The sequence below is a fragment of the Dyadobacter koreensis genome, from assembly GCF_900108855.1.
Classification (GTDB): Bacteria; Bacteroidota; Bacteroidia; order Cytophagales; family Spirosomataceae; genus Dyadobacter; species Dyadobacter koreensis.
Genome location: NZ_FNXY01000002.1, coordinates 597,686 through 616,438, shown reverse-complemented (window position 1 = coordinate 616,438; position 18,753 = coordinate 597,686). Strand labels below are relative to the sequence as shown.

The window sequence follows — 18,753 nt, the reverse complement described above, 5'->3', positions numbered from 1 at the left end:
TATGAAGAAAGTCGTGAAAAATCTTGTTATCATTTTCGCTTTGCTATCGTCGTTTTCAACGATAGCAAAGTGCGATGATATTCCGGTGATCTCTATTCGGGGAGAAGCGCAAGGCACGACCTATCATATTAAATATTTTGACGAAAGACGGCGAAATTTCAAAGTCGATATCGATTCTATCTTGCTGGATTTCGATCTATGTTTATCCCTTTACAAGTCCGATTCTGAACTTTCAAATTTTAACCAATCAGATTCTCATCTATACAAATCTTCCTATTTCTATCCCGTATTAAAAAAGTCAAAAGAGATTTTTGAAGCGACAAACGGAGCCTTTGATCCAACAATTTTACCCCTGGTGGAAGCTTATGGCTTTGGTCCGAAAGAGAATAAAAATCCTGAGAATGTGAACGTAGATTCCTTGTTGCAATTAATCGGTTTCGATGATGTTGTATTTGATTCGTTGTCCGTAAAAAAAACAAAATCAAACGTACAAATCGACTTCAATGGAATTGCGCAAGGTTACTCAGTTGATGTGATCGGAAACTTTTTAAATAAACAGAACATCAGCCGCTTTATGGTAGAGATTGGGGGCGAAATTCTTTGTAAAGGATTTAAGGCAGATCATAAACCCTGGATAACAGGTATCGAAAATCCATTGAAACCGGGAGCTCTCTATTGCTCGTTTCAGCTTTCCGATCGTGCCATGACGACCGCAGGAAATTACCGCAATCATTTTGAAAAGAATGGGCAGATTTTCAACCATATCATCAATCCGAAAACCGGTTCTATGGAGCAGAGTTCTCTATTGAGCGTAACCGTTTTTGCCCGCGACGGCATCACTGCGGATGGCTACGATACAGCATTTTTCGTCATGGGACTGGAAGAAACCAAACGGTTTTTGAGCGAACGAAAAGACATCGACGCCGTCATTTTATACAGCAGCGAAGACGGCAAACTGAATGCTTATTTAACCGACGGAATAAAAAATTTAATCACAGTATTGTAAACTTTTTCTAATGAAATATTACCTGACGCTATTTTCCATCCTGATTTCTTTTGTCATTGCTTTGGGACAAACTCCCAAGACAGTGACGTTGAGCAACAAAAATGTAGAAATTGTCTGGCAAAAAGCCGCGAAAGGTTACCGCCTTCAAAAGATTGCTGTTAATAAAAATGGAAAGTGGATTTCAGATCTCACTCCTTCCGGCGAATATACTTTGTTATTTGCCGAAGCAAAACCTTCATCTGAATCGTCAGAAACTTTTGAGAAAATAACAGGCGGAAAATTCCCGGAAGACGCCTACCATTATCAGCGGGAACAATGGAAAGAAAGCACAACGGCCGTTTCATTGAATACTGCCGGAAAGGCATACCATTTTTTTCCTTCCAAAGTAAAAACCATAGATAAAAATCATTTTCAATTCAGCCAGGAAACGGAGGTTGCAACTATTATCGCCGATTGGAAACTGGATGAAAAATATGGATCAGATATTCAGGTGATCCAAAAACTGATTCCAAAAAGAAAAGGGTTTTTCTCCCTGGCAACACCGACACTGGCGGTTTTGGAAAAGGAAAAAATGAGCTGGGTTTCTGTTCCGGGTTATTTTCAGGGAAATTTTATGCAGGAAAATTTCGCTCTGGCTTATGCTTATGGTCATGGAATTCCAGATCGTCCCGTCATTTATCGCGAACGTTGTGCGAGTACTTTAAGTCCGCTCATGAGCAGCAAAAGTGGAATTACCTTTTCTGTCATTCCTGAACCCGGCTTAGCTCGTGATCCCTGGGCAAAAGACAAAATAACGCAAACGGATTGGTTCATCGGCTTGTCCCACATGGACCGAAAATCTCAGCTATCGCCTACTTTATATTATCCGGTTTTGGGAGAAGAAAAATCGGAAAGAGAAATGAGTCAGGATATAAGTTACGGGTTTCGTTATAGTCTGATTTCAGGTGACTGGTTTCAGGCACTGAATCATGCCATTTACGATGTGTATCAATTTAAAGAAGGACTGGCACTTCGTCAGAGCACCCAATCTTTATCGGATCGTATCGAAAAAATGCACCATTATCTGATCGATCCGAAAACTTCGCTCTGGAATATTGAAGAATATAAAGGAAAACAAATCGGTGCACAATCATACCTCGGCGGTGTCGTCGGTTCGAATAAGGATGCGATGAAAAATTCGGATTATGGCGCCATGTGGATGCTTGCCCACGAAACCAAAGATCCGGAATTGACTCAGAAAGTATTACCGCCGGCGGAGAATTTCAAACTGGTTCAGCAAATAACCGACAATGGTTTTTTCAAAGGCGCAATCGAAGGACAATACTATCTCGCAAAAAGTAAAAAGTTTGTGGAGGAATGGGGATCAGTTGTAGAACCGATCGGCCTGACTTATTACATCATGCTGGACATTGGCAATATGCTCCTTTTTGAACCTGATAATACGGAATTAAAAGACAGACTGAAATTCGGTGCTGAAAAATTGTTACGCTGGCAAAAACCAGATGGAAGTTTTGCTGTTGCCTATGATCGGAAAACGGAAGAAGAAATATTTAAGGATATCAAAGATGTTCGTCCTACCTTCTACGGTTTGATCGTCGCTTACCGGATTTTGAAAGATGAAAAATATCTGAAAGCTGCTCAAAAAGGTGCAGATTGGTTTATTAAAAACGCTGTTGAAACCGGTTCTTTTCTTGGTGTTTGTGGTGACGCGCGTTATGCGCCTGACTTCGCAACCGGACAATCTGCTCAGGCTTTGCTAGATCTTTTTGATATGACAAAAGATGAGCGTTATAAAAAAGCAGCTATCACTTCTGCTAAAATTTATGTGAGCTCAATCTATACGCATCCGATTCCATCCCAAAAAATCAAAATCGTTAATGGCTCTGAAAGAGAAGATTGGGAAATCGGTCAGGCCGGTTTGAGCTTTGAGCATGGTGGAATTTTCGGCTCAGCGACGCGCCATGGTCCCATTCAATTGGCCAGTCACGCCGGACTTTTTATCAGAATGTATAAAATTTCCGGCGAACAGATTTTTGCTGATCTGGCAAGATCTGCATCTATTGGCCGTGACGCTTTTGTCGATCCTAAAACGAGTGTAGCTTCCTATTACTGGCAATCCATGAACAAAGGTGCTGGTCCCTATCCACATCATGCATGGTGGCAAATCGGCTGGATTACAGATTATTTATTGTCTGAAACTGAAATGAGATCTGACGGAAAAGTCATTTTCCCGAGAGGTTTTGTCACCCCGAAAGTCGGTCCTCACCAGACTTATGGCTTTGAACCCGGATCGGTTTATGGTGAAAAGTCAAACCTGGTAATTCGGGAGGGTTTTGTTCAAAATGACAAACCCGTTATAGATTATATTCTGGCAGAAAACGGTCAAAAAAATGAGGCCTATCTCATGCTGCTTAATGACCGCTCCCAAGCAACATCTGGCAAAATAACTTTAAATCCGGAAAAATGGACTTCCGGAAAAAAGATCTCGAAAATCCGGAATATGAAATCTGATCAGACCATTACCGCATCCGACAATTCCTTTTCCTACAACATTCCGGGTTTTGGTATTGAAGTGATTGCTATTCAATTTAAATAAAAAACCTCAAAAAAATCAATTCACCTAACACTCCTGAACGCTTGAACTCACCCATTGATACCGCCGTCATTTTTATTTTTTCGGCCTTCGTTTTGTTTATCGGAATGCTTTTCGTCCGGACAGGACGGAATATGAAATCCTTCTTTGCCGGAGGCGAATCCGTGCCCTGGTTTATCGGAGGACTTTCTCTGTTTATGAGTTTTTTCTCGGCGGGTACTTTTGTCGCCTGGGGTGCTATTGCTTATAAATATGGCTGGGTTTCGGTCACAATTCAGTGGACGATGTGTATAGGTGCGCTGATCACGGGACTTTGGCTGGCTCCAAAATGGAAAGCAACCGGCGCTTTGACGGCAGCAGAATTTGTAAAAGAACGATTGGGATTGACGGTACAGAAAACGTTCATCTACATTTTTACGCTTGTTTCTCTTTTCATTAAAGGTTCTGTTTTATATCCGGTCGCAAAACTGGTCAGTGTTTCATTGGGATTTCCGTTGATACACAGCACTATTGTTTTAGGAATAATGATGATCGCATACACGGCTGTTGGCGGCTTGTGGGCTGTAATGGTGACTGATATTCTTCAATTTGTGATTTTAACAGCCGCCGTTTTTATCATTTTACCCTTATCCCTAAATGCCGCCGGCGGTTGGGAAGCGGTTACGACAAAGGCACCTGATGGTTTCTTCGAACTATTAAACGGAGAATATACTTTCGGATTTATCATCGCCTTCACACTCTATCACATTTGTTATATCGGCGGCAACTGGACTTTCGTACAACGTTACACCAGCGTCGACAGCGGGAAGTCTGCCCGAAAAGTTTCCTTTCTGTTTGCGGGACTATATCTGATCAGCCCAATTATCTGGATGCTTCCTCCAATGATTTACCGGACTATCAATCCTGATCTCATAGGTCTGGATACTGAAAATGCCTATTTGAAGGTTTGCCAATTGGTTTTGCCTCCGGGTTTAATGGGACTGATGCTGACCGGTATGTATTTCTCGACTTCCGCCTCAGCCAATACAACCTTAAATGTCGTGTCAGCCGTTTTCACAAACGATATTTACAAAGGCATGATCAATCCGGGCGCATCAGACAAAAAGCTGATGTCCGTCGCACGATTATCGTCACTTGTCTTTGGTATTGGAATGATCGTGATCGCTTTGCTGGTACCGGCTGCCGGCGGGATTGTGGAAGTTGTTTTAAGTATCGGCGCCGTTACCGGAGGACCACTTTTAGCACCCGCACTTTGGGCTCTATTTTCTAAAAAGTTAACCGGAAAGGCTACGCTTTGGATTACCGGTTCAACATTGACGGTTAATTTACTTTTCAAAATTATCCTACCCGTAACGGCAGGTTTTAAACTCAGCCGCTCCGAAGAAATGCTTCTTGGTATCGGTTTGCCTATCATTTTACTGGCAATCAATGAATGGCTGCTTTCTCGAAAAACTGCAACCAGCTCTGACTATGACGTTTACCAGGCAGTTATGGCACAACGAAAATTCGATTTCCTGGAAAGCTCTGAAGAAGAAAAGACCGAAGCTCGGAGACAAAACCAATTCGGTTTGCGCGTAATCGCAGGGGCACTTGCCTTCACCGCTTTTCTGCTATTTATTTTAAGTGCTTTGACGACAATCGGTTCTGTTTTAACGGCTGCGATAGCATTTGGCATTCTGCTTACTGCAATTATTCCATGGCGCGCCTCCCGGAAAATCAGCCTGGTTTCAACAGAAATAAAAGACCAAATCCTGCACTCATAAAATCGCAACTCACTTACTATCATGATAATAAAGAAATCACTTTTCGTACTGACGTTATTATTTCTATCAGGTCCATGTTCTTTTGGTCAATATAAAATCAGTCGGCCTAATGCTATTCCATTGCATGGCGAGTGGTCGTTCGCGCTGGATCCTGCCGAAATGGGACAGGCAGGAAAATGGTATGATTCAAAAATTGATGGTAACCGTTTTGACAAAGTAACGGTGCCACATTGTTATTCCGCAGATTTGCGCTATCAGTTTTACAACGGAACGGCTTGGTACCGAAAAACTTTTCCATGGAAAAACACATCCGGCAAACGAATCATTCTTCATTTTGACGCAGCTTATTATAAAACCCATATCTGGCTGAATGAGCAAAAAGTCGGGGAACATGAAGGCGGATACACACCATTCAGCTTTGATATAACAGATTTTCTAAAAGACGGAGAAAATCTGCTGGCTGTTTCTGTAAACAATGACACTTGGAAAGTGGGCACAATTCCCGGAGCAAAAGACAACAACAGAATTAACGACGCCTTTATGGGCTGGGTTAATTACGGCGGTTTGATTCGGCCGGTTTATTTAACCGTGGAACCGGAAGTTTATGCGGATAATATCAAGATTGAAAGTACACCGGATCTTACCAAAGGAACGGCTGTTTTGAATACAAAACTAAGAATCAAAAACATCTCAAAACAGACGGTTTCACCGAAAGTAAATTATGTCGTTCAATTCAAAGACAAACCGGTTTCTCTTAACTGGAAAATTAAATCAATCAGCATTTCAGCAGGACAAACGGGTATTATTGAAGCCGAAGCAAATCTTTCAGCAGCTCAGGTTAAACTTTGGAATCTGGATGATCCGAATTTATATCACCTTACTGCTACTGTTGGAGCAGATACCATTTCTTCAAATTTTGGTATCAGAAAAGTTGAAATAAAGAATGCCCAGTTGCTGCTGAATGGCAAATCGCTTAGGTTAGGCGGAGGAAACCGTGTGGTTGATTATCCCGGTTTAGGTTCATTGGAACCCGATTGGCTGATTGAAAAAGATTTTCGTTTGATGAAAGAAGCGGGAATGGAATTTCAACGGCTGACACATTACACGCCTTCCGAATATTTCTATGAACTGGCGGATAAGTATGGAATGCTGATTATTTCTGAAGCCGGAAACTGGCAGTTGACACCTCGTCAGATGGACAACGACAGTATGCGAACCAAATTCCGTTCGCAGTTCCGGGAAATGGCAGAACGCGACTGGAATCATCCTAGCATTATTGCTTACAGTGTTGGGAATGAGTACGAATCAAAATCTCAGGCCGGACTAAAATGGACCAAAGATATGATCGCGAGTGCACGTGAATTGGACCCTACCCGATTATACACTTTTGCGAGTATGTTTTTGAATACGCTTCCGGAAAAACCGGAAGATGAAGCAAGCCAGTATGTTGATTTTGTTTGTACCAATACTTATGGAAATCATGCGAAGGCTTTGGATCACATCCATAAACTTTATCCTGAAAAACCAATTTTAATCAGCGAATGGGGTGTCAGAGCTGATAATAAAGATGGTGAAACAGGCCAGGCTCAACATATACGTAATGTGATTGCGGAAGTAAGACAAAGACCTTACGTGATAGGAACTTCCTGGTGGACTTACAACGATTATCAAAGTCGCTACCATGGCACAAATGCAAACGGATATCGCCCCTGGGGAATTGTTGGCCCGGACCGGTCTTTACGCCCTGCTTACAAATCCCATCAGGAGGAAATGTCGCCGGTTTTAATTGAAAAAGTGAGTTTTAAACCAGGAGAGCGCGGTTCGCACCAACTGGTTCTTAAACTGACTGCACGGAATGATTTCCCTTCTTATGCTATTCACGGATATTTATTAAAAACGAATAATGGCAGCTATGCCATTCCGGACCTGAATCCTGGCGAGAGCAAAGAAGTCACAATCCCTCTTAGTGGTTTTGACAAAAATATATCCCTTACACTCATGAAACCAACGGGATATTCTGCCGGGATTAAAGAAATCGAACTAAAATAATTCAAAACATAAATACGACTGGGAAATAATGATTCGAGGTTGAATCCCCACCCTAACGCTATTAACTAATGCTAAAAGAAGAATTCATCTACAAAAGATCACCAAAAACCATATCTCTTGAATCAGATTTAGTAATCGTCGGAGGTGGATTGACGGGAACCTGCGCAGCGATCACTGCGGCACGGACAGGAATGAGAGTAATTGTTGTCCAGGATCGACCGGTTTTGGGCGGAAATGCGTCAAGTGAAGTCCGTCTGTGGGTTTTGGGCGCCACTTCGCATATGGGAAACAACAATCGCTGGGCACGGGAAGGTGGTGTGATCAACGAAATTATGCTGGAAAATATTCATCGGAATCCCGATGGAAATCCGCTGATTTTTGATACCGTTTTACTGGAAAAAGTGATCGAGGAAAAGAACATTACTTTACTTTTAAACACCGCCGTTTTTGATCTTGACAAATCTGCTGAAGATACGATTTCGGCTGTCCACGCTTTTTGCAGTCAGAATAGTACGCAGTACCAAATCAGCGCGCCTCTGTTCTGTGACGCCTCCGGTGACGGAATCGTTGCCTTTCTGGCGGGTGCGGCATTCCGCATGGGTGCGGAATCACAGGAAGAATTTGGTGAAAAATTCGCCCCGGATAAAGCCTATGGTGAGCTGTTGGGTCACTCGATGTATTTCTATTCGAAGGATGTTGGCAGACCCGTGAAATTTACGCCGCCTTCTTTTGCTTTGCAGGATATTACGCAAATTCCCCGTTACAAAACATTCAATCCAAAAGATTTCGGTTGCCGGCTCTGGTGGCTGGAATATGGCGGACGACTGGATACCGTTCATGACACGGAAACGATTAAATGGGAACTATGGAAAGTGGTTTATGGCGCCTGGAATTATATTAAAAATTCCGGACTCTTTCCGGAAGCTGAAACCATGACTTTGGAGTGGGTCGGTACGATTCCCGGAAAACGTGAAAGCCGCCGTTTTGAGGGCGATTATATGCTTAAGCAGCAAGATATCGTCGAACAAAAACAATTCAAAGATACCGTTGCTTTTGGTGGATGGAGTATCGACTTGCATCCGGCCGATGGAATTTACAGTGATCAGGCAGGTTGTAATCAGTGGCACGGAAAAGGCGTCTTCAGTATTCCTTACCGCAGTTATTACAGCAAAAACATCAATAACCTGTTTATCGCTGGTCGCATTATCAGCACGACACACGTAGCTTTTGCATCCACCAGAGTAATGGCTACCAGCGCGCATGGCGGACAAGCTGTTGCGATCGCGGCATTCCTGGCAAAAAAATATGGTATTTCACCAAGAGAAGTCGGCACACTTCATCTGGACGAGTTACAACAAGAATTGATTAAATCAGGTCAGTATATCCCGCATTTAAAATTGTCAGATTTGGAAGATCTGGTTCAAAAAGCGATAAGTATTCAGGCAAGTTCCACATTAAAATTGAAAGAGATTCCGGGAGCAGATTTTTGGGCGACAATTAATCATTCAGTTGGACAAATGCTGCCGGTTTCTCTTGGTAAAATGCCTTCGGTTACCGTTTGGGTTGATGCTGATAAGGCAACTGAATTAATCGTTGAACTGCGAAAAAGCAGCAAATCTTTCAACCATACACCTGATGTTACACTTGAAGCGAAGTCCGTTTCTTTGAAAAAAGGAAAGCAGGAAATTACATTGGATTGGAAGGCAGAATTTGACGATGCATGTTATGCTTTTGTTTGTTTTATAAAAAATGAACACGTTAAAATTCAGTATAGTGAGACAAGGATTTCGGGAATCGTGACGGTTTTTAACGCAACCAATCCTGCCGTTTCCAATTACGGGAAACAGGAACCGACCGAGGATATCGGCGTGGATACTTTTGAATTCTGGTGCCCGCAGCGCAGGCCGGAAGGAAGAAATATTGCCATGAAACTAGGTACTGAAATCGATCTTTTTGAAGCTGAAAATCTAAGAAATGGCTTGCAGCGTCCAATCGCCAGTCCAAATGCCTGGGTTGCAGATTACAATGACAGAAACCCAACAATTCTTCTCACCTGGGCTGAAATAACGAAAATTTCAACTATAGCATTTGTCTTTGACGCAGATTACGATCACCCGATGGAAAATGTCATTTTCCTCCATCCCGAAACCGTGATGCCGTTTTGTGTAACAGATTTGAATGTTTATAATGACAAAAATGAACTCATCGGATCGATTGAAAATAATCACCAGAATAGAAAGACCATTACTCTGAGCGAACCGGTTTTAACGCAAAACCTCAAAATCGAACTGGCCAATTCGAATGAAAATACGCCTGTTTCGATATTTGAAATCCGGTGTTACTAAGTCTGATTTTTTAATGTATAATCGTTTTAAAAAAGACGGATCTTCGGGTTCGTCTTTTTTTATTCTTTGAAAGCTAATATTTTGATACTAAATTTGCACCTCATTTAGCAAACATTAGTTTGCTATTTTATTAATACTTTACTCTATCATAATACTATACTAGATAGACTTTGAAGGACGCGTCAGAATCATTGCCCTCATCAGAAGTTAAGGAGCCAGTCAATTGGGAATCCCTGGAAGTCGCTTACATTGCAAGTGGTGATCCTGAGGAAGATCGCCGTTTGGCAGCTATTGCGAGAGAACAGGGAAAAGTAGTTTTTTTACCAGATCTGCCTGAAGAATCAGATTCCCGTTTCAATACCGGAGCTCAAAAGATTGATCTGCAAAATACATCCTCTGACTTAACTAAAAATAATACAAAACTGCCATTTTCGTGGGACCGGATTCAGGACAAGATATGGGCCGCTACTTTGCGTAAAAGAAGCCGGACTGAAATTGGCGTGAATTTATTCGCAGCCATCGCTTTGATGATTGTCGGGCATCTGGTTTTTACTTACATTACTTACGACAGACTTTCCGTTCTCTGGAATGATCTTGAATTGAACGAAAGCTTTTTCTACTATATCCTTGGCGGTTTTATTGCGCAAATGATAGATGGTGCACTCGGTATGGCTTATGGTGTAACATCTGCAACATTCCTGCTTACACTCGGCGTTCCACCTTCGGCAGTCAGTGCCAGCGTGCACGCCTCTGAAATATTCACCAGCGGCGTTTCAGGGTATATGCACCTTAAATTTGGAAACGTAAACAGTAAGTTATTCAAGAAAATATTGATTCCGGGTGTGATAGGCGCAATTTCGGGTGCATATCTTCTGACATCACTTGAAAAATATATTTACATCATCAAGCCGTTAGTGGCTGTTTATACCCTGGTTCTGGGAATTCTTATCATCCAGAAAGCGTTAAAGAAACGGATTGAAAAGCGGCCAATAAGACAAATCGGATGGCTTGCATTTGCCGGAGGATCGTTGGATTCCATCGGCGGCGGAGGCTGGGGACCTATTGTAACGTCAACGTTGATTGCAAGAGGCCGTCACCCGAAATATACGATCGGATCAGTAAACCTTGCTGAGTTTTTCGTGTCGCTGGCCAGTTCAGTTACCTTTATAACGCTGATTGGCTTTTCCCATTGGCAGGTCGTTTTAGGGTTAATTTTAGGAGGAATGGTTGCAGCACCAATTGCAGCAAATCTGTCCCGGAAATTGCCGATAAAAACAATGATGATCATGGTTGGAACAATCGTCATCATCGTCAGTTTGAGAATAATTTATATGGTTCTTTTTTAGGTATTGGCTGTTAGCGATTAGCCGCGCGGCGAACCGTTTTTTGCTTGGACCAGGAAAATTAGAATTTAATAAAAAAGAGAGTCCCGGTATTCTCACCAAAAAGAAGTATTTATTACCAGCTAAACGCTAATAGCTATAAGCTAGAATCTATGAAAAAGCAGACCAAAGCGATACGTACCCAGACTAAAAAAACGCAGTACCGTGAGCATTCTACGCCTTTATTTTTGACAAGCAGCTTTACTTTTGAAAGTGCTGAGCAAGGAAAAGCGCTGTTTGAAGAAACGGAAGAAGGCAATATTTACAGTCGTTTTTCGAACCCATCTGTTCAGGAATTTATAGACAAGGTTTGTCTTCTTGAAGACTGCGAGGATGGTGTGGCGACTGCTACAGGTATGGCTGCGGTTTTTGCAAGTATGGCTGCGTTGCTGAAAAGTGGGGACCACATTTTGGCTAGTCGCGCTTTGTTTGGCTCTGCGCATCAGATCATTACACAAATTATCAGCAAATGGGGTATTACCTATACTTACCTGGATGCAGACGCAAGTGAGGCGGATTGGGAAGCGGCGGTAACACCAGATACGCGCATGGTATATTTGGAAACACCATCAAATCCAGGTCTGGATCTTGTGGATCTTGAAATGATCGGTAAACTTTGTAAAAAGCATAATTTGATTTTTAACGTCGATAACTGTTTCGCTTCTCCGGCATTGCAAAATCCGGTTGATTTCGGAGCGGATCTGGTTGTGCATTCGGCTACTAAATATATGGATGGGCAAGGCCGCGTTTTGGGTGGAATTGTGGTTGGAAAAGAAGAATATATCAAACATATCCGCTTTTTCTGCCGTCACACAGGACCGTCTATGTCTCCGTTTAATGCCTGGGTGTTAAGTAAAAGTCTTGAAACCCTGGAATTGAGAATGGAAAAACATTGCTCAAACGCATTGGCTTTGGCTTCGGCTTTGGAAAAACATCCGGACGTAAAATTAGTTAAATATCCATTTTTAGCGTCTCACCCGCAACATGAACTTGCTAAGGCGCAGATGAAGGCGGGCGGTGCTATTGTTACCATTGAACTGGAAGGTGGATTTGAACGTGTTTCTGCATTTATGGATGCACTGGAAATTGCTTCTCTGTCTTCAAATCTTGGTGATACGAGAACAATTGTTACCAATCCATTCACAACGACACATGCCAAACTGAAAGCAGACGAAAAACTGGCTTTGGGCATTACCGAAGGCTTAATCCGTATTTCCGTAGGTTTGGAAGATATCGAAGACCTGATCGAGGATTTCACAAATGCTGTGGAAGTGTCGGTCAAAAGTGATATATTAGAGTAAAAATCAATAGATTAAATTGGTCGAAATATGAAAACACTAACCATCAATTTGCCGGAAAATTTCGAGAAGGAGAAGGTATTGCTTTCAATCGCCGGCCAACTTTATCAGCAAGGAGCACTCTCCGCAAAACAGGCCACTGATTTGGCAGGTGTTACAATGAACGAATTTGTTTATAGCACGCTGGCGGATGATGATCCTTTGAAATCTATGATCAGTAATCCCGACGATAAAAATTTGTCATTTGAAGATCGGATTGAAAAACTGAAAACTAAACAGGGGTATAAAGGTTTAAATAAAGAAAAGCTTGAAGCTCTGAGAGATGCAATTGATATTCAGGAGCCCCTTGAAGTTCTTCTTTCGCAATTGACAAAATGAGATATGTCCTGGACACTAATGTCATCCTGGCATATTTGAGAAAACATTCAATCTGGGATTTAATTGAATTGCAGCTTGGAATATTTGAAACAGATTCGGATATATATATTCCTGCGGTCGTAATAGGAGAATTAAGATCGCTTGCTGTTCAAAATAAATGGGGATTTAACAAGAGGCGAGAGCTGGATATATTCGTAAAAGAATTTACAATAATCGATTTTATAACAGAGGAAATTATAGCTTCTTATGCAGAAATAGACGCTTTCAGCCAGGGAAGACTTGAAGAAAAACCACTTAAAGGTTCTTCAAGAAATATGGGCAAGAATGATTTATGGATTGCAGCGACGGCAAGTGTTTTAAACGCAACATTGATAACAACTGATAAGGATTTTCAACATCTGCACACTCACTTTTTGGAAGTTGCATATTTTGAATTAAAATAAAAAAACAGGTTACACAGAGTTTCACAGAGAAAAGTTAGAGAGCCAAAGAGAATATAAATAAAAACCTCTGTGGCCCTCCTTTTAACTCCACCTTCCTCTGTGTAACAATACGAGAAGCAATACAAGGCGAATCACCATGAACACAAACATAGACGCATTAACCGCCGCCCTTGAAGGCAAAAGCGAAATCGAATCGCTGACAATTCTGGCAGATCTTTTTCCGGGTCAGGTCGTATTTTCTACGAGCCTGGGTTATGAAGATCAGGTTATCACAGATTTTATCTTGAAAAACAATCTGGATATCAGCATTTTCACTCTGGATACAGGAAGAATGTTTAACGAAACGTACATGACGCTTCAAAAAACAAACAACCGTTATGATACCAAAATAAAGGCATACTATCCTCAAACGGATTCTGTGGAAGCTTTACTTAGTACAAAGGGCCCTTTGAGTTTTTACGATTCTGTTGAAAACCGCAAAGAATGCTGCTTTATCCGTAAGGTTGAACCTTTGAACAGAGCTCTGAAAGGAGCAAAAATCTGGGTGACAGGTATCCGGGCAGAGCAATCAGGAAATCGTCAGTCTATGCATAAGCTTGAAGCAGACGAAGCGCATGACCTGATCAAATTCCATCCTATTCTGGATTGGAGTTTTGAGGAAGTAAAAACCTATGTAAAATCAAATGGCATTCCTTACAATCCTTTGCACGACAAAGGTTTTGTAAGTATTGGCTGCGCGCCTTGTACACGTGCCATCCAGGAAGGCGAAGATTTCCGCGCCGGACGTTGGTGGTGGGAAGATGAGTCGAAGAAAGAATGTGGTTTGCACGCGAAGTAATAAAAGCATCCCAATGCTACGTAAATAAAGAAGAAGTATTAAATGTCTAATGAAGTAAGTATGTCAATTTCAGTAAAAGAGGCGTCGGATCTTAGCGACCAAGGAAATATTGACCGTAGAAAACCGGACTACCTGGATCAGCTAGAGGCAGAGGCGATTTACATTATGCGTGAAGTGGCTGGTCAGTTTGAACGTCCGGCGTTACTATTTTCAGGAGGAAAAGATTCAATAACCCTGGTTCGTCTTGCTCAAAAGGCATTTGCTCCGGGTAAAATTCCATTTCCGCTAGTTCATATTGATACGGGCCATAACTTCGTGGAAGCTACGGATTACCGTGATATGCTTGCTGAAAAAACAGGTTCAAAACTGATCGTTCGTTATGTGGAAGATACCATCAAAGCGAAAAATCTGAAAGAACCGACTGGTAAAAACGCGAGCCGTAACTGGTTGCAGACTTTCACTTTACTAGACACGATTGAAGAATTCGGATTTGACGCCTGCATCGGTGGTGCGCGTCGTGATGAAGAAAAAGCACGTGCGAAAGAACGTATTTTCTCATTCCGTGACGAGTTCGGACAATGGGATCCAAAACGTCAGAGACCTGAACTTTGGAACCTTTTCAACGGACGCATTCATAAAGGTGAAAACGTACGTGTTTTCCCAATTTCCAACTGGACTGAATTAGACGTCTGGGCATATCTTCAAAGAGAAGGCATTACGCTTCCAAGCATTTATTTCGCTCACGAGCGTGAGTGTATCCTGCGCGATGGACGCTTGTTATACAATACGCCGGTAATTGAAAAAGATCCGGACGATCAGATTGTAACCAGACAGGTTCGTTTCCGTACCGTTGGTGATATGACTTGTACCGCTGCGGTAGAATCAAGCGCTGCAACATTGGAAGAAGTAATTGCTGAAATCACAGTTTCAAGAATCAGCGAACGCGGCGAAACCCGCATCGACGATCAGCAAACAGAAGCTGCGATGGAAGACCGTAAAAAAGGAGGATATTTCTAAACAATGAGATATTGACGAAGGCTCATTTGAGCACATTCAATCATTCTCTCATTCTTAATTCATAATTAACACAAGGTGGATTTACTAAGATTTATAACAGCAGGTTCCGTAGACGACGGTAAAAGTACGTTGATCGGGCGTTTGCTTTTTGATACAAAAAATATTCTGGCAGATCAGATGGAAGCCATCGAACGCGCCAGTAAAAGCCGTAATGATGGTGAAATTGATCTTGCGCTTTTAACAGACGGACTTCGTTCGGAACGTGAACAAGGGATTACGATTGACGTAGCTTACAAATATTTCCAGACGCCGAACCGTAAATTTATTTCGATCGATGCGCCGGGACATATTCAGTATACCCGTAACATGGTTACAGGTGCTTCTAATGCGGATCTGGCGATTATTCTTGTGGATGCACGTCATGGTGTTGCAGAACAAACACGCCGTCACTCACTGATTGCTTCCATGTTAGGAATTCCTCACGTAGTTGTGGCGATCAACAAAATGGATTTGGTTGGTAATTCTGAAGATGCGTTTTTGGAAATTGCAAAAACATACCAGGATCTTGCTCTGAAATTGAACATTAAAGATTTGACAATTATCCCGGTTAGCGCGCTGAATGGAGATAATATTGTTGACAGATCTAAAAACATGCCCTGGTATACAGGCGAAACTTTGTTGTCAGTTCTGGAAAACGTAAATGTTTTAAAAGACAAAAACACGACAGACGGACGTTTCTCGGTACAGTATGTAATCCGCCCTCAAACTGAGGAATTACATGATTATCGTGGATATGCAGGTCGTTTGCAAAGTGGTTCGTTGAGAAAAGGCGAAGCTGTTAAAATATTACCTTCGGGAACAGAATCGAAAATTGCTAGAATCGAATTCGGTGGACAAGAAATTATCGAAGCGGGTGTTTTTGAGTCGGTTACCATTCTTTTGGAAGACGATGTGGATATCAGTCGTGGCGATATGATTGTTTCGGTTGACAATTCACCAATCGTGAGTCAGGATATTGAAGCATTGGTTTGCTGGATGGACGACCGCAAAACATTGAAAGCAGGAGATAAATATCTTCTTCAGCACGGAACTGCAAGAACAAAATGTTCTGTTAGAAGTATAGAATATCAGATCGATATCAACTCCTACGAAAAACTGGATGAAGTTGAAAGTCTGAAATTAAACGATGTCGCAAGAATTGTTTTAAGAACAGCACAACCGATCGCTTACGACCCATATCAGCAAAACAGAGCCAATGGCGCCGCTATTCTGATTGATGAAACGTCGAACGTGACTGTTGGCGCTTGTATGGTTGAATAAAAGGCGTGGCTCGGCCGCACCTTTTTTCCCGATATAAAGTTAATATACTATTCCGATAGGTTATAAGAATACATCACCATGAATAATTTAGTAATTTCAGACAAAGTATCATCCGTAGCAAAACGTGATATTGTTGATTTACAAAACAAGATCAACGCATTTAACACGGGTGAAACGCCGGAAGAAGCTTTTCGTAAGTTTCGTCTGACGCGCGGTGTGTATGGTCAGCGCCAGCCAGGCGTACAGATGATTCGTATCAAACTGCCTTATGGACGTATCACGGCGGATCAGCTTGTTCGCATCGCAGATACTTCCGACAAATTTGCCACTGGAAATTTGCATGCAACTACGCGTCAGGATATTCAGCTGCACTTTGTAAAACTTTCAGATTCTCCACAATTATGGGCAGATCTGGAAGATGCCGGAATTACTTTAAAAGAAGCGTGTGGTAATACTATCCGTAACGTGACGGCTTCGTCGGTGGCAGGTATTGACCCGGACGAACCTTTTGATGTTACACCGATAACACATTCGATTTTTACTTATTTCCTTCGTAATCCTATCAATCAGGATATGGGAAGGAAATTCAAAATAGCGGTTTCTTCTTCCGAAAAAGATTCTGCGTTAGCGTTTATTCACGACGTTGGCCTTATTGCCAAAATGGGAACCAATGCAGCGGGTGAATCTGTAAAAGGTTTCAAAGTTTTGATCGGTGGCGGATTAGGCGCGCAGCCGTTCTCGGCCCAAACTGCCTTTGAATTCCTTGAAGAAAAAGATGTTATTCCTTTCATAGAAGCTTTGCTTCGTGTATTCGATCGTTACGGAGAACGTGTTCGCCGCCATAAAGCGCGTATGAAATTCCTTTTGAACGATCTTGGATTGGAAGGAATGATGGCAAAAGTGGAAGAAGAACGTACCGCTGTAAAAAACAAGGTTTTCCAGATTCCTGATGATTTATTCGGTACGAACGAAGCAGAATCAATCAATCACGCTCCTCGCCCATCATTGAGCGAAGAAGAAATTTTAAAAATTGCTTCTGAAAGCGTTTCAGACATTTCGGAATTCACGAAATGGTTGAAAACCAATACTTTTGAACAAAAACAAAAAGGTTGGTACGCTGTTCAATTACGTGTTTTGCTGGGTGATATGAGCTCAGATACAGCACGTTCATTGGCTGATATCGTTCGTCAGTATGCAGCTGATGATATTCGTGTAACGGTTAACCAGGGATATATTCTTCGATTCATTAAAGGCGAAGATCTGGTTGCGATATATAACGAACTTGCGAAATTAGGATTGGTTAATCCTGGTTTTGACAGTACAATGGACATCACAACCTGCCCGGGAACAGATACTTGTAACCTGGCCATCACAAGCAGTTACGGAATTACCCGCGTTCTGGAAGATGTGATGAAGGATGAATTTCCTGAAATGATTTACAACCAGGATATCAAGATTAAAATTAGCGGCTGTATGAATGGTTGCGGCCAGCATAATGCTTCTAATATTGGTTTCCACGGAAGTTCAATTAAAAATGGAAAACTGGTTTTACCAGCTCTTCAGGTTTTGTTGGGCGGTGGTTTTTCCGGTGATGGAATCGGTTTGATTGGTGATAAAGTGATTAAGGTTCCTGCGAAACGCGGACCGGAAGCACTTCGTACGATCTTCAACGATTACGAGTCAAACGCATACGACGGAGAATATTTCAACCAGTATTACACACGTCAGACCAAAAATTATTTCTTCCAGCTTTTGAAACCGATCGCAGATCTTTCCACTATTCAGGAAGATGATTACCGCGATTGGGATCATGACGAAATATTTAAAACAGAAATTGGAGTTGGTGAATGTGCCAGCGTTTTGGTGGATTTAGTAGCTACCACAATTACAGAAGGACAGGAAAAGTTAAATCTTGCCAAAGAAAACTACGAATTGAAAATCTGGGCTGATGCGATTTATCATGCTTATAACGTTTTGATTACGGGTGCAAAAGGATTGTTGATGACCAAAGATGTGAGCACAAATACTCAATACGGCATCATCAACGACTTCGAAAGTAACTTTGGAAAAGAATTCAAATACAATATTCCCGCGGAATATGTTCTTCCGGATTCAGAAGAAACTCCTTTCCGGTCTCTTGCTTTCAGTATCAACAAATTCGAACCAACAGAAGAATTTGCTACGTACTTCGTTAATACGGCAGAAGACTTTTTGAACTTCGTGCGTAATACACGCGGAGCTCAGTTGATGGAAACTGGCGAGCCTGTTTTGCAGGAACTTTCGTTCGGAAAAGATTCATAATATTGTGGCTGTCGGTTTTC

The 18,753-nt window shown here is 42.0% G+C and carries 13 protein-coding genes; all 13 read left to right on the top strand.

Going from position 1 to position 18,753, the window contains the following annotated elements:
• Position 1: 1 nt before the first annotated feature.
• The 13 genes from BMY70_RS07085 (at position 2) to BMY70_RS07025 (ending at position 18,733) form a co-directional block, all read left to right on the top strand.
• Entirely contained in the window at positions 2 to 1,006 is a 1,005-nt protein-coding gene (locus BMY70_RS07085) for an FAD:protein FMN transferase (protein WP_090333893.1), read from the top strand.
• A gap of 10 nt (positions 1,007 to 1,016) precedes the next feature.
• Positions 1,017 to 3,602 carry a glycoside hydrolase family protein gene (locus BMY70_RS07080; RefSeq protein ID WP_229209509.1) on the top strand — a complete coding sequence of 862 codons (2,586 nt, stop codon included), beginning with the start codon at positions 1,017 to 1,019 and terminating at the stop codon, positions 3,600 to 3,602.
• 41 nt (positions 3,603 to 3,643) lie between these two features.
• Positions 3,644 to 5,362 (top strand): sodium:solute symporter family protein, encoded by a 1,719-nt coding sequence (locus BMY70_RS07075; protein ID WP_090333890.1) that lies wholly within the window; start codon positions 3,644 to 3,646, stop codon positions 5,360 to 5,362.
• A 21-nt stretch (positions 5,363 to 5,383) separates the two neighbouring features.
• Entirely contained in the window at positions 5,384 to 7,411 is a 2,028-nt protein-coding gene (locus BMY70_RS07070; protein WP_090333887.1) for a glycoside hydrolase family 2 protein, read from the top strand.
• 68 nt (positions 7,412 to 7,479) lie between these two features.
• Complete coding sequence (locus BMY70_RS07065; RefSeq protein ID WP_090333884.1) at positions 7,480 to 9,756, top strand: FAD-dependent oxidoreductase; 2,277 nt, start codon at positions 7,480 to 7,482, stop codon at positions 9,754 to 9,756.
• A 281-nt stretch (positions 9,757 to 10,037) separates the two neighbouring features.
• Positions 10,038 to 11,102 (top strand): sulfite exporter TauE/SafE family protein, encoded by a 1,065-nt coding sequence (locus tag BMY70_RS07060; RefSeq protein WP_374754699.1) that lies wholly within the window; start codon positions 10,038 to 10,040, stop codon positions 11,100 to 11,102.
• A gap of 107 nt (positions 11,103 to 11,209) precedes the next feature.
• Positions 11,210 to 12,439, top strand: a complete 1,230-nt coding sequence (locus BMY70_RS07055) for a trans-sulfuration enzyme family protein (protein WP_374754698.1) — start codon at positions 11,210 to 11,212, stop codon at positions 12,437 to 12,439.
• A 27-nt stretch (positions 12,440 to 12,466) separates the two neighbouring features.
• On the top strand, positions 12,467 to 12,814 hold the full coding sequence (locus BMY70_RS07050) for a UPF0175 family protein (RefSeq protein ID WP_090333875.1): 348 nt from the start codon (positions 12,467 to 12,469) through the stop codon (positions 12,812 to 12,814).
• Complete coding sequence (locus tag BMY70_RS07045) at positions 12,811 to 13,257, top strand: type II toxin-antitoxin system VapC family toxin (RefSeq protein WP_090333872.1); 447 nt, start codon at positions 12,811 to 12,813, stop codon at positions 13,255 to 13,257. The genes BMY70_RS07050 and BMY70_RS07045 overlap by 4 nt, the downstream gene beginning before the upstream one ends.
• A 130-nt stretch (positions 13,258 to 13,387) precedes the next feature.
• Positions 13,388 to 14,095: a phosphoadenylyl-sulfate reductase gene (locus tag BMY70_RS07040; RefSeq protein WP_262485740.1), complete on the top strand. Its 708-nt coding sequence runs from the start codon at positions 13,388 to 13,390 to the stop codon at positions 14,093 to 14,095.
• Between the two features lie 60 nt (positions 14,096 to 14,155).
• Entirely contained in the window at positions 14,156 to 15,112 is a 957-nt protein-coding gene (cysD, locus tag BMY70_RS07035) for a sulfate adenylyltransferase subunit CysD (RefSeq protein WP_090333866.1), read from the top strand.
• A 75-nt stretch (positions 15,113 to 15,187) separates the two neighbouring features.
• Positions 15,188 to 16,432, top strand: a complete 1,245-nt coding sequence (locus tag BMY70_RS07030) for a sulfate adenylyltransferase subunit 1 (RefSeq protein WP_090333863.1) — start codon at positions 15,188 to 15,190, stop codon at positions 16,430 to 16,432.
• Between the two features lie 78 nt (positions 16,433 to 16,510).
• Positions 16,511 to 18,733, top strand: coding sequence for a ferredoxin-like domain-containing protein (locus BMY70_RS07025; protein WP_090333861.1), 2,223 nt, complete (start codon positions 16,511 to 16,513; stop codon positions 18,731 to 18,733).
• The last annotated feature ends 20 nt before the right edge of the window (positions 18,734 to 18,753 follow it).